The sequence below is a fragment of the Candidatus Dormiibacterota bacterium genome (genome assembly GCA_035532835.1).
GTDB lineage: Bacteria > Vulcanimicrobiota > Vulcanimicrobiia > Vulcanimicrobiales > Vulcanimicrobiaceae > DAHUXY01.
Map to the genome: position 1 here is coordinate 1 of DATKQG010000041.1, position 12,349 is coordinate 12,349.

A 12,349-nucleotide genomic window follows, 5' to 3' on the forward strand; every position below is an offset into this window, starting at 1 on the left:
TGGTGTACGCTCGCCGGTCTACGAACGGTGCGGTACGTTTCCGGCGTTCGTCGATCGGCAGCGAGAAATACTCTTCGTCCGCGTCTTGGCTGCCGGCGAAGAGATGCGTCGACGGATCCAGCAGCACGGTTCGGACGTATCCCAGCGCGGATTTCAGGGTGATACGGATGTCGTCGGTCGGCGCCCAGAGCATGAGCTGCGCGAGCACGCGTAAGAGGCCGCCGTGGTCTTCGGCCATCTTTTCGAAATGCGGAACCGACCAGTCACGCGTCGTGGAATAGCGGAAGAATCCGCCTTCGACGTGGTCGTACATGCCGCCGCGCGACATCTCCCGCAGCGTTCGCGCGACCATCTCGTAGAGTCGATGTTCGCCGGTATAGCGCCATTGCGCGAGCAAGAGTTCGAGCATTTCCGGTTGCGGAAATTTCGGCGCTTCGCCGAAGCCGCCGTACTCGGCGTCGTAGCCTGCGGCGATGTCGTCCACTACGTGCGCGACCATGCTTTGGTTGAGATCTGCGACGGCGCTGGCTTCGTAGCTGCCGCTGCGCGAACGCAGCTCGGCCGCGCGGGCGGCAATATCTTCGCGTTGCTCGCGGTAGAACCGGGCGATTTCCGCGAGCGCGCGATGCATTTGCGGTGGCGCGAGATAGGTGGCACCGGTAATCGTCGTGCCGTCGGCTGCGAGAAATACCGTCGTCGGCCAACCGCCCATGTTGTAACGAGCGTTGATATCGGGGCGCTCGTCGTTGTCGATGCGAACCGGAACGAAATCACGATTGATCGCTGCGATGATCTCCGGATCGGAGTACGACGTTTCGTCCATAACATGGCACCAGTGGCACCACACGGCGGAGATGGAAAGCAAGACCGCTTTCTGCTCGCGTTGCGCGCGGGCGAAAGCCTCTTCGCCCCAGGGCATCCACGCGATTTCGCTAGCGCGATTGGCGCGGGGCGAGAAATGGAAATCAGTCGTCATCGTCGGTAAAACCCCGTAGGAAGGACGTTCCATAAAACACCGCCAGGAGGGCAAAAGCCGCAAAAGTGGGGATGAGAATTGCGGTAGCGCCGGTCGCGGCGATGCCGGCGAACAGGGCGGCTAGGCCCAGGGCTACGATCGCGTAGCGCCGATGGGTCGCCGCCGTCATGCCGTACACGCTCGCGTCGTAATACCCCCCGCCGCTGCGGCTGCGGAACCATGCCGCCGCAGCCAACGCCACGCAGAGGCCGACGCCCAAAAGACTCCAGATCATCACACCCCCCCTCTTCGCGATACGGGTTTACGCTTGCCTTGATTCGGGAAAGAAACCGGGGTTAGATTCCGAATCTCTGCAGGAGCATGAAATGAATAATACCGATCCGGTCATCATCAAGGAAAATAGTGGATCGAGTGCTGCGGCGCTCGGAATTACGGTCGTCGTTGTGGCGGCCATCCTTATCGCACTCTTCGTCTGGCATCCGTGGACGATGACGAGCACGACCAATTCGACCACGACCACCACGCAGCCGGCCGGCGGACAGGCGCAGCCGCAGAGCCAGACGCAGAAAAGCACCACGACAACGAGCGGAAACGGCGGGGGCCAATAATGGGCGGGCTACTCTGGGCGATCATCGTCATACTGTTCATTTTCTGGCTGGTGGGGCTCTCGTTCCACTTACTGGGCGGTTTCATCCACATCGTTTTGGTGATCGCATTGGTATTATTGGTCATCAATCTGATTACCGGGCGCGGCGCGCGCATATAGGACGTCAATAGCTACGATGCGCAAAGACGCGCGAGGGGCACGAGCGAGCTCGCTTAGCGAGCCGCTCGCTGCCTATATTGCGAAGCGCGATTTTGCGAAGACGCCCGAACCCGGGGCGGCACGTGCTATAGCGTCAAAACGGTTGCGGTTCGTGGTACAGATGCATCACGCGTCGCACTTACATTACGACGTGCGCCTCGAAGCCGGCGGCGTTTTGGCCTCTTGGGCGGTGCCGAAAGGGCCGACGCTGGCGCCGGGCGAGCGTCGGCTAGCCATGCACGTGGAAGATCATCCCCTCGCGTATCGCGATTTCGAAGGCACGATCCCCGCCGGACAATATGGCGCGGGTAGCGTCATCGTTTGGGACCGTGGAACGTATACGCTAGCCGAAGGCTCCGACCCGGTGCGCGAAATCGCCGACGGCAAAATCAAAGTGCGTTTCTCCGGTAAGAAACTGCACGGTCTGTTCACGTTCGTTCGCATTAAACCGCGCGAAGGCGAGAACGGCGAACCGTGGCTGCTCATCAAAGATGACGACGACGCGGCCGATCCTGACTACGATCCCGCCGCGCACCCGGAATCGGTCAAGAGCGGCAAGACGCTGGCGGATATCGCGGCCGACCCAAAAGCCAAGACGTGGCAATCGCGAAAGGACGCGGATCCACCGTCGCATGCCGACCCCTTGCCGGACGTGGAATCGCCCATGCTCGCAACCCTGATCGATGCGCCGTTCGATAGCGACGACTGGCTGTTCGAGATCAAGTGGGACGGGTACCGCGCCATCTGCACGATCGATGCGCACGGCAAGCTCTCGTTAACTTCGCGCAAGGGCGGCGACCTGCTTAAAACCTTCCCCGATCTTCGCGCGCTAAGCCAGGCGTTTACCCGTACGCCGATCGTTGTCGATGGTGAAATCGTGAGCCTGGACGCCCGAGGCCGCTCCGATTTCAGCCGCTTGCAGCAGCACGGTATCAAGCCCGCGCAACTCACCTTCGCGGCATTCGATGTGTTGTATGCGAACGGCCGCGACCTGCGCAAATTGCCGCTCGAAGAGCGCAAGCACGTACTCGAGGGTCTGATCCGCGAAGATAGCGTTGTGCTCTACTCCAAACATGTGGTCGGCACCGGTATCGCGCTCTACGAACGCGCCGCACACAATCATCTCGAGGGCATCATTGCCAAGAAGCGTTCGTCTACGTACCGCGAGGGCCGCACGCGCGACTGGTACAAAATCAAAGCGCTCGAAGAGCAAGAATTCGTGATCGGCGGCTGGACCGAGCCGCGGGCCGGACGCCACGGTTTCGGCGCCCTCTTGCTGGGCGTGTACGACGGCAAAGATCTCGAATACGTCGGGCACGTGGGTACCGGATTTACCGCCCGTTCGCTCGCGGACTTGAGCAAACAGCTTCAACAAATCGAACGCAAAACATCCCCGTTTGCGGACGAAGTGCGGGCGAATACGCCCGCGCACTTCGTCAAGCCCGAACTGGTGGCGCAAGTGCGATTCTCCGAGTGGACTCACGAAGGGCACTTGCGGCAACCCGCGTTTCTCGGGCTGCGTCTGGATAAAGACGCCCGCGACGTGCGCAAAGAAGTGGCGAAGGCGAAAACGGCATGAGCGAGCCGCGAGTTTCCGTTCGGGTCGGCTCGCGCACGCTCTCGCTTTCTAATTTGACGAAGGTCCTCTATCCAAGAGATGGGTTCACCAAAGGCGACGTGATCGATTACTACCTGCGCGTCGCGCCCCAGATCGTACCGCATCTGCGCGGCCGTCCGTTGACGTTGCAGCGCTATCCCAATGGGATCGACGAGGAATCGTTTTTTGAAAAACAGGCGCCCAAAGGCACGCCCGATTGGGTGGAACGATTCGACGCATCGTCTTCGGAGAGCGGCAAGAGCATTACGTACATCGTTTGCAACGACGAGCCGACGCTCGTTTTCGTGGCTAACTTGGCAGCGCTGATTCTCCACGTATGGACGTCGCGCATCGGGAGCATCGACGATCCCGACTTTGCTTTTTTCGATCTCGATCCCGGCGAGCGTTGCACCGTCAAAACGCTGGCGCGCGTCGCCGTAGCGTTGCGCGCGACGCTCCAGGATATCGGCTTGCAGTCGCTGGTAAAAACGTCCGGCGGTATGGGCCTGCACGTCGTCGTGCCGTTGCAGGCGGGCTACGGCTATGCCGCGATCAAGGTTTTCGCGGAAGCGATCGCCCATCAGTTGAGCGCGGTATGCGGGCCCGAGGTGACGTTGGAGCGCACGATCAAGAAGCGCGACGATCGAGCCGTCTATCTCGATTACGTCCAAGTCGGCCGCGGCAAAACCTACGTTGCTCCATACTCCTTGCGCGCCCGCGACGGCGCCCCGGTATCGACGCCGCTCGACTGGAGCGAAGTGGAGGCCCTTACACGCAAGCGTACCGACGCGCTCCCCGAGGCTGCGTTCGTTGCCTATCGGATGCGCACGATTTTCAAGCGCCTCGAAAAAGACGGAGACCTCTGGGGGGGAAAGCTCTGGCGCCCTCAGAGGCTCGAGGCGGCGATCGCCCGGGCGCGCCGCTCGTTCGCAGCCCCCGCTTAGCAACTATATCTAGTGGTGGGCGCCGGTGGCTCCCACGAAATATCGGAGGGCGTGCGCTCCGACGCAACCTTGGGTAGAATACGAAGGCTATGGCACATGCAATTTGGTCGGGCGCAATCAATTTCGGCTTGGTGACGATCCCGGTGAAACTCTTCACCGCGATTCAGTCGAACGATCTCTCGTTCAACATGTTACACGCGAAGGATGAAGGGCGCATCAAATACGAACGCACCTGCAGCGTTGACGGTAAGCCGGTTCCATGGGACGAGATCGTCAAGGGCTACGAATACGAAAAAGGCCAGTACGTCGTGCTAACCGACGAGGATTTCAAAAGCGTGAATCCCGTCGCGACGCAATCGGTCGACATTCTCGAATTCGTCGAGCTCGATCGCATCAATCCCATGTACTTCGACAAGCCGTATTACCTGGAACCCAGCAAACAGGGCCGGCATGCCTACGCGCTCCTGCGCGAAGCATTGGCGCAAGCCAACAAGGTCGCGATCGCTCGCGTGGTCCTGCGAACCAAGGAATACATCGCGGCCGTCAAGCCGAGCGGTGACGCGCTGGTGCTCGAACTGATGCATTGGGCAAACGAAATCGTCGCTTCCGACACCATCGACGTTCCCGCCCACGAAGCGTTACCGGCTCCGGAATTAAAGATGGCGAAGATGCTGATCGATTCGATGAGCGTCGAATCGTTCGACCCGGAGAAATTCACCAACCGCTACCACGACGAGTTGCTCGCGATGATCGACGCGCGCGCGAACGGTCGCGAAATTAGCAAAGCGCCCAAGGCTCCCACTCGCGCGAAGGTCGTCAATCTGATGGACGTGCTGGCGCAGAGTCTGGAAGAGAACAAAAAGCAGCGCAGCGGCGGTAAAGAACAAACGAACGCGGCACCGGCGACGAAGCGCCGCAAGAAAACCGCAGCCTAGCCGGCTGACCGCCGCGCTACCCGCCGCTATCCCTCAGCGATTTCGATGCGTTCGAATACTTCGATGGAGGCGTCCGCGCGCACGAAGCGATGGTCGCTGCGGCCGGTGACGAAGCCGATGATCAGCGCTATCGCCGCCAAAACGAACGATTCAAGCCCGGAGAACGGCGATCCGAAGCGCGTCAGGAGTTCGGTCGAGGTGGGCGGCGCGACGATGCCCGAGAGGGAGTCGAGCGAGGAACTGACGCCGAGCACCGTACCTTGGTCGCGATCGTCGGCGGCGTTGGAAATCAGCGCGGTGATGCCGGTGCTTGCAAAGCCCATTCCGAGCGAGAAAAACAGGATCATGGCGATCACGCTGTCGAGCGTGTGGACGAACGGGGTGATCGCGAATGCGACGACCAGGCACGCGAGTCCGAGGCTCGACATGGCGCGATCTCCGATGCGGTGCGAAACGCGTCCGACCAGGAACCCATTGATGGCGACGTTCGCGAGCGCGAAGAATGCGAACAGGATCGTCGTTTGCGTGACGTCGTAACCGAGCTGTTGCTTTAAATAGAGCGCTTGAACGCCGAACCACCCGTAGAGTGCCAGCGATAAAGCCAGCTTCTGCCAAAGGATGCGCGAGACGCGTACGTTGTGGAACGTTGCGAAGATCTCGTGCAGGCCGATCCGGGATTCGTCTTCCTCTTGCTTTGAACGAGATTCCGGCAGCACGACGATCGTGACGATGAGCGTGAGCAATTGGAGCGCCGATGCGGCGAGAAACGGCGCGGCGAAGCCGAACTTCGCGAACAGGATGCCGCCGCCGAGCGGTCCGAACACCATGCCTGCGCCGAACGTCGCACCGATGAGTCCGAACGCGCGGGCTCGTTCTTTCGGTTCTACCAAATCCGCGACGTAGGCTTGCGTGATCCCGATGTTTCCGCCCGAAATGCCTTCGACAATGCGCGCGACGAACACCCACATGATGTTGGGGGCGAAAGCGAGCATCGCCCAACCAATGGTTGCGCCGATTTGGCTGATGATGAGCACCGCTTTACGCCCGACCCGGTCGGAGACGTTGCCCCAGACCGGGCCTGCGATCAACTGGCAAAATGAGAACGTGGAAAACAAGATACCGACCACGAGCGCGCTCGCGCCGAAGTGCGTCACGAAATACGGCAGGATCGGCAGCAACATGCTAAACCCGATGATGTCGATGAACGTGATTCCGAGAATCGGGAGCAGTTTACGAATCATGCCGGTGATTCGACGGGCAGGATGATCGGGGCAAGCCGTTCGCTCTTTCGCAGGATGTCGAGTTTGTACGCGCGGCTCAAATCGATCGATGTGAGCAGCGTGTGAAGGTGATCGATGCCGCGAATTCGCTCGTTTTCGAGTGCGAGCAAGACGTCCCCCGCGAGCACTCGTGAAGTATCGGCGGGGCTCCCGGGTTCCACCGAAGCGATCATTACCGCGCGCGGGTCGTCGAGGGCGAAGCGTCGCGCCGCGGCGGGTGAGAGCACGATATCTTGGCCGGCGATGCCAAAGTAGCCGCGTTTCACTTTCCCGTGCCGAATGAGCAGGCCGCTAACGAATTTGGCGGTGTTGATTGCGATCGCAAAGCAGAGGCCTTGCCCGGGTAGCACTGCGGTGTTTACGCCGATCACCTCGCCGCTCGCATTCACCAGCGGTCCGCCGGAATTGCCCGGGTTGAGCGCGGCGTCGGTTTGGATGATGTTGTCCATCAACCGGCCCGATTGCGAGCGAAGCGTGCGTCCGAGCGCACTGACGACGCCCGCGGTAACGGTATATGCCAGGCCGAACGGATTTCCGACCGCTACGACGAGTTGGCCGGGGCGCAGCGCGGAGGAGTCGCCCAAGACGGCGCACGCCGGGGCCGGCCCGTCCACGCGCAAAACCGCGAGATCCGTATGCGGGTCGTCGCCGATCAGGCGAGCCGGCAGCTCGCTTCCGTCCAGGAAAGCCACGCTAATGCTCTGCGCCTCGTGGACGACGTGGCTGTTGGTGAGCACGAAACCATCGGGAGTGAAGACCAATCCCGAGCCGCTTCCGCCGCCCGCCGCGGAGCGCACCGAAATTGCGACGACGGCCGGGCTTACGCGTTCGGCTGCATCGGTTACGGCTTGGGAGTAGGGGTCGAGCCGGGTTGGCCGGAGCTCGGCGATCGTTTGCAGGGGCAGGGACATACGTGGCCTCTGAAAACCGGCACAGCGCTACCGGGTTGCGCACCGCGGCAGGGGCTCCGGCCCAGGGAGAGAACACGCTCCGGCCGCGCCCAGATGGCGGAATTGGTAGACGCGCTAGTTTCAGGTATTAGTGGTGGCAACACCGTGGGGGTTCGAGTCCCTTTCTGGGCAGTAGCAAAAGACTGTATCCGATTTATTGGTTCTCGATACTGAGAAAACCGGGTTTGGTCGAGTTGATCTTGACCGGCGCGCTTGCGCGGCGCCTTTCCCGGAACGGAATGCGCGCGACAAAGTCCATCTTCATTCCGTACAGGCGTTCCAACACGCAGAGCCTGTCGCAGGTCCATAGCGAGGCCGCACCCGTACGTTCGCCACCTGGGCGAGAAGGGACTGGGCAACGGAGCGTTCTCTGAAGAAACCTATGTCAAATCAGGTCTCGATCCGCACGCGGGTCTCGATAGCGGACCCGGTGCGGAAGGCTTTATGAGCAAGTTCTAATATGCTGTACATGGGCTCCGCGAGTCTTTGGATTGCGATCCGACTCACGATCGCAGCGTTGTTACTACGTCGTCTTGTGCTCGATGCGTTAAAGGCGCGTACGCGGGAGCTTCCCATTACGCGCCTGATCGTGCCAGGCGTTGTTTTAGCGCTAGCGTTGCTTGTCGCTAATCATACGGTACCGCGTCCCGCAGCAGCTGCGGCGTTATTTGCAATGGATGTTGCTTTTTTTGCGCTCTGCTTCGGGCTGATTCGATCACTTCGTTCGTCTGGGGAAAAAGTGCAACTCGAGCAACGAATCGAGGAAGCGCTTCTTCAATTTTTTCCATTCTGGTTTGCGCGCTTTGCGGCAACCGATGTCACGATTGTCATTCATGCTGTTGCGGGCGTGAAAGCGTTTATCGATCCCGGAAAAGTAGAGTCGCGGTCTTACATACATGGATCGAAGATTGTCATTGCCGGAGCGATAGTTGCGCTGGCGGTTGTTCCCGATGCGTTCTTGTTCTGGATACTATTGCCACACCGTCTATGGTGGTTGGCCTTGGTGCTTAACGTGCTTGACGTGTGGGCGGTGTTGTGGCTGTTCGGAATCTATGGGACGATGGCGCGCAGGCCGCATTCGATTTCTTCCGAGCGCGTGATTCTGCGTAAATTCTGCAATCAGTCGAGCTGGAGCCGGGACAGATTCGTGCCGTGCGCAGTCTTGGGATCGTCAAACGTTACCAGATTCCGCGCAAGCGCGGAGATGGATCGGCGGTGCTGACGTTCGGTGGAGTGCCCGTTGTCGAGATAACGCTAGACGGAAAGGCGGTGGAGCGTAATCACCTGCTTCCGGGTCCGCGGCAAATTCAGCGCATATTCGTCGCCAGCGACGCTCCAGACGCCCTCTGCAGCGAGCTATCGCAGCTCGCAGGCGCCTAAGATGGCGCTTGGTCTCTTGGCCGCATTTCGGCCTGTCTCACGAATGTGTCGCGCTCGAAGTTGCTCCACGCTTTTGCTCGGACGACGTCGTGAATGTGCTCAAGCGCGTGTCGCGAGCGCGGCATTCCGAAGATGATTCGCTGCGATAACGGCACCGAAGTCGTTGCCAAGCCACTGGATCAATGGACGTTCTGGAACAAGGTCGTGCTAGATTTCTCCCGCCCCCGGCACACCAACGGATAACGCGTTCATCGAATCATTCAACGGCGGCGTTCGACGCGAAGTGCTCAACCCGTCGTATTTGGAGACCCTCAGACAAACGCATGCGAACCTAGCCGTGCGCCAGCTCGCGGGCGTTGCTTCGTGAGGATTTTGGGGCGGTCATAGCACGAATATTGGTGACGAGGCCCGTCGATGCGACCATGGCGATGTGGACGATCGCGAAGGCGCAGAGCGCCCAGACCAATCCGAAGTGCCAGAGTTTGACGCCGCCGATGAAGGGCGCGCCGAGCGGGCGCAAAGCATGGATGGGGAGCATGGCGGTTCCGGTGATCACGATGAGCGGTGAGATGACGAACAGCACCATCGTGTACGCGATTTTCTGTAACGGGTTGTATCCGTCGTACGATGGCGGCGTTTTCCGTAGCCCGAGATAGTACAGTTGCATTGGCAGCGCCTTGCGCACGTCGTCCCCGCGAAGAACGAGCCGCGAGAAGTGGCCGCTGCGTATCCCCCAAACGATGTAAGTGATCCCGCAGATCGCGAAGAGTGCGGCAAATACGTAGTGCATGATTTTCGGCTCGAACGGTATCGCCAGCCATGCGGGCAGGTGCGGCAAGACATAGGTGTGGCCGGATATGTTAAATTTCGGTGAGTGATTGAAGAGCGCGGCGCCGCTTCCGAAGAGCATGATGAATGCCATCGTCGTGCCCCAGTGTGTGAGGCGGGTGGTAAGGGAGTGGTGCTGCGCCGTGTGTGCGTGTGCCATGCGACCACGGTACCCGCGAAAGCTGCAGGTTTACTGATAGGAAGATGAGCGCAAGAAATGGATGGCGCGGCGCGACACGATGCCGTAAGCTACAGCTATGTTGGATACCGAGGCGTGCTGGGAAGCCGTACGGAGGCGGGACGCCTCGCAGGCCGGGCAGTTCTATTTTGGGGTTACGACTACCGGAATCTACTGCTCGCCGCACTGTTCTTCTCGAGAGCCGCTCCGAAAGAACGTCCGGTTCTACGAGTCGGCGCTCGATGCCGAACGCGATGGGCTGCGTCCATGCAAGCGCTGTCGCCCGTTAGAAACGCGCGATCTTGTAGCCGAGCGCATGCATGCGATCTGCCGCTTCATCGAGGCCCACAGCGACGATCCGCTCCATCTCGAAACGCTCGCGCAGCAGGCAGGCATGAGCCGCTTTCACTTTCAGCGCACGTTCAAGGCAGTCGTCGGCATTACGCCAAAGCAATATCACGATGGGCTGCGCGTGAACGCGCTGAAAAGCGCACTCGAAACCTCAGGCGATATCGCGGACGCGGCATTCGATGCCGGCTACGGCTCCACGAGCCGCGTCTACGAACGGGCTGCCGCGCGCCTGGGAATGACGCCGGCCCAATACCGTCGTGCGGGGCACGGCATCACCATATACTTTGCCTGTATGGAGACGCCGGTTGGATTGTTGATGCTGGGAGCGACCGACCGCGGATTGTGCTTCGTCCAATTCGGTGAAACCGAAGTCGAGCTGGAAGCGCTGCTTCGGGCCGAGTTCGAACGCGCCGACATACGGCCGATGCAGGAGCCGCGCGATCCGCAGTTCGATGCGTGGACCGATGCGTTGCGCGCGCATCTCTCCGGAGCGCAGCCGCACGTCGATCTACCGACGGACATTCGCGCTACGGCATTTCAACAGCGCGTCTGGACGTACTTACAGCGAATACCTTACGGAGAAGTGCGTTCGTATGCGGAAGTTGCGCGCGGTATCGGGCAACCGGCCGCGGCGAGAGCCGTTGCGCGAGCGTGCGCGAGCAATCCGCTGGCCATCGTTATTCCATGCCATCGCGTGATTCGCGGGTCGGGCCAGTTGAGCGGTTACAAATGGGGTGTGGAGCGCAAGCGCGCGCTACTCGATCGCGAGAGCGCTCTTCGCCGCGTAGACTTTCGTGAACTCGGCGCCGAGTAAGAAGATCTGAGCCGAGTAATACATCCACAGCACCAGTACGACCACCGAGCCGGCCGCTCCGAAGGCCGAGGCGGTTCCGGCGCGGGCGAGATACCAACTGAGCGCCGCTTGACCGATGGTAAAGAGTACCGCGGCCACCAACCCGCCGAGCACTGCCGGTCGCCAGCCGATCGCCGTATGCGGCAAAAATTTGAACGTCGCCGAGAAGATCGCGGCGATTGCGGCGAGCGAGAGCACGGAGCCGGCGAGGGCGATCGGAACGCCGATTATCGGCAAGGCGGAAGCCCCGGTTCCAACCATAGCGGCGATGCCGGTACTGATTGCAAGCGAGAGCATCAGAACGACCGCAGCGGCCGCAATGAGCGCTAGTGCGACGAGTCGATCCTTGAGTGCCTCCCACCAAGGCTGCTTCGCGTGTCGCACGTGCCATAAGTCATCGAGCGCTCCCTGGATCGCGCCTAACAATCCGGTAGCCGCGAGAACGAAGACGAGCCAGCTTAGAATTCCCGCGACGATGCCGCCGCTGCGAGCTTGCTTGAGGGTCGCGCGCAGAACGCCGTCGACGACCAGCGCGCTCTGCGCTCCGGCGCCGTTGGATAGCGCCTCGGTAACACTGCTGCGTAACCGTTGCTCGTTGCCGCTCCCGCCGACGACGAGCGCGGCCACTTCGAGGAGCACGATCAACAGCGGCACCAGGGCGAACAGCGTGAAATATGCCAGCGCTGCGGCCTGCCGGGAGATATCGTCCTCACGATACGCGGCAAATGTTTCGCGCAAGAGCGTAGTAACATAGCGAAGCTTGCCCATGCTTGAGGGTTACCCGAAAACCTCCCGGCTCTATCGCCAAAGCGTTATTTTCGCGGCCGGATGGGAACACGATCTGGTACACAGACGCCAGAGGAGCACCAATCGAATGAAGGCTGTAGTTTTTAATGGAGTCGGCGACATCGGCGTCCAAAATGTTGCGGACCCAACCATCCAAGACGATCGCGATGTGATCGTCGCACTCACCAGCAGCGCGATTTGCGGCACCGATCTCCACTTCGTCCGCGGTTCGTTTGCGGAAATGGAGCCGGGGACGATTCTCGGCCACGAAGGGGTCGGCATCGTCGAAGAAGTCGGCAAGGGCGTGCGCAACCTGCGCAAAGGCGACCGCGTCGTGATCCCATCGACGATTGCTTGCGGTAACTGCGTGTACTGTCGCGCGTCTTACTATTCAAAATGCGATGTGGCTAACAAGCAAAATCCCAAGGCGACGGCGTTCTTCGGCGGCCCGAAAGGCAGCGGCGGATTCGCCGGCTTGCAAGCCGA

The 12,349-nt window shown here is 60.6% G+C and carries 14 protein-coding genes, 1 tRNA gene and 1 pseudogene; 10 read left to right on the forward strand and 6 right to left on the reverse strand.

Features of this window, described 5'->3' with window-relative positions; all coding sequences use genetic code 11:
• Together VMW12_05615 and VMW12_05620 are read right to left on the reverse strand one after the other, a co-directional pair.
• Positions 1 to 976, reverse strand: a 976-nt coding sequence (locus VMW12_05615) for a DUF255 domain-containing protein (protein HUZ49206.1), incomplete at its 3' end; no start/stop codon positions are given.
• On the reverse strand, positions 966 to 1,250 hold the full coding sequence (locus VMW12_05620; GenBank protein HUZ49207.1) for a hypothetical protein: 285 nt from the start codon (positions 1,248 to 1,250) through the stop codon (positions 966 to 968). The genes VMW12_05620 and VMW12_05615, both read right to left, overlap by 11 nt.
• Before the next feature lie 91 nt (positions 1,251 to 1,341).
• On the opposite strand from VMW12_05620, the gene VMW12_05625 reads away from it, so the two are divergent.
• The 5 genes from VMW12_05625 to VMW12_05645 all read left to right on the forward strand — a co-directional run bounded on the left by VMW12_05625 (position 1,342) and on the right by VMW12_05645 (position 5,257).
• On the forward strand, positions 1,342 to 1,584 hold the full coding sequence (locus tag VMW12_05625; GenBank protein ID HUZ49208.1) for a hypothetical protein: 243 nt from the start codon (positions 1,342 to 1,344) through the stop codon (positions 1,582 to 1,584).
• On the forward strand, positions 1,584 to 1,742 hold the full coding sequence (locus VMW12_05630; protein ID HUZ49209.1) for a lmo0937 family membrane protein: 159 nt from the start codon (positions 1,584 to 1,586) through the stop codon (positions 1,740 to 1,742). Before VMW12_05625 ends, VMW12_05630 begins: the two co-directional genes overlap by 1 nt.
• 16 nt (positions 1,743 to 1,758) lie before the next feature.
• A complete protein-coding gene (gene ligD / locus VMW12_05635; protein HUZ49210.1) occupies positions 1,759 to 3,360 on the forward strand; it encodes a non-homologous end-joining DNA ligase in 1,602 nt (533 codons plus the stop codon).
• The gene (gene ligD / locus VMW12_05640) at positions 3,357 to 4,322 is read left to right on the forward strand and encodes a non-homologous end-joining DNA ligase (protein HUZ49211.1); all 966 of its coding nucleotides are present in this window, start codon (positions 3,357 to 3,359) and stop codon (positions 4,320 to 4,322) included. The genes ligD (VMW12_05635) and ligD (VMW12_05640) overlap by 4 nt, the downstream gene beginning before the upstream one ends.
• 89 nt (positions 4,323 to 4,411) lie before the next feature.
• The gene (locus tag VMW12_05645) at positions 4,412 to 5,257 is read left to right on the forward strand and encodes a Ku protein (protein ID HUZ49212.1); all 846 of its coding nucleotides are present in this window, start codon (positions 4,412 to 4,414) and stop codon (positions 5,255 to 5,257) included.
• A gap of 26 nt (positions 5,258 to 5,283) precedes the next feature.
• Here VMW12_05645 and VMW12_05650 read toward each other — a convergent pair whose 3' ends face one another.
• The gene (locus tag VMW12_05650; GenBank protein HUZ49213.1) at positions 5,284 to 6,498 is read right to left on the reverse strand and encodes an MFS transporter; all 1,215 of its coding nucleotides are present in this window, start codon (positions 6,496 to 6,498) and stop codon (positions 5,284 to 5,286) included.
• Entirely contained in the window at positions 6,495 to 7,448 is a 954-nt protein-coding gene (locus VMW12_05655; GenBank protein HUZ49214.1) for a trypsin-like peptidase domain-containing protein, read from the reverse strand. Before VMW12_05655 ends, VMW12_05650 begins: the two co-directional genes overlap by 4 nt.
• A gap of 87 nt (positions 7,449 to 7,535) precedes the next feature.
• On the opposite strand from VMW12_05655, the gene VMW12_05660 reads away from it, so the two are divergent.
• The 3 genes and pseudogenes from VMW12_05660 to VMW12_05670 all read left to right on the forward strand — a co-directional run bounded on the left by VMW12_05660 (position 7,536) and on the right by VMW12_05670 (position 9,159).
• A tRNA-Leu gene (locus VMW12_05660) sits at positions 7,536 to 7,619 on the forward strand.
• 328 nt (positions 7,620 to 7,947) lie between these two features.
• Positions 7,948 to 8,709 carry a hypothetical protein gene (locus VMW12_05665; protein HUZ49215.1) on the forward strand — a complete coding sequence of 254 codons (762 nt, stop codon included), beginning with the start codon at positions 7,948 to 7,950 and terminating at the stop codon, positions 8,707 to 8,709.
• A 278-nt stretch (positions 8,710 to 8,987) separates the two neighbouring features.
• Positions 8,988 to 9,159: pseudogene (locus tag VMW12_05670) on the forward strand (integrase core domain-containing protein).
• A gap of 39 nt (positions 9,160 to 9,198) precedes the next feature.
• On the opposite strand, the gene VMW12_05675 reads toward VMW12_05670, so the two are convergent.
• Positions 9,199 to 9,855, reverse strand: coding sequence for a cytochrome b/b6 domain-containing protein (locus tag VMW12_05675; protein ID HUZ49216.1), 657 nt, complete (start codon positions 9,853 to 9,855; stop codon positions 9,199 to 9,201).
• 97 nt (positions 9,856 to 9,952) lie between these two features.
• On the opposite strand from VMW12_05675, the gene ada reads away from it, so the two are divergent.
• Positions 9,953 to 11,038 carry a bifunctional DNA-binding transcriptional regulator/O6-methylguanine-DNA methyltransferase Ada gene (ada, locus tag VMW12_05680; protein ID HUZ49217.1) on the forward strand — a complete coding sequence of 362 codons (1,086 nt, stop codon included), beginning with the start codon at positions 9,953 to 9,955 and terminating at the stop codon, positions 11,036 to 11,038.
• On the opposite strand, the gene VMW12_05685 is transcribed toward ada, so the two are convergent.
• Entirely contained in the window at positions 10,979 to 11,845 is an 867-nt protein-coding gene (locus tag VMW12_05685) for a YihY/virulence factor BrkB family protein (protein ID HUZ49218.1), read from the reverse strand. The genes ada and VMW12_05685 overlap by 60 nt on opposite strands.
• 106 nt (positions 11,846 to 11,951) lie before the next feature.
• On the opposite strand from VMW12_05685, the gene VMW12_05690 reads away from it, so the two are divergent.
• The coding region (locus VMW12_05690; protein HUZ49219.1) for an alcohol dehydrogenase catalytic domain-containing protein at positions 11,952 to 12,349 on the forward strand (398 nt) is incomplete at its 3' end.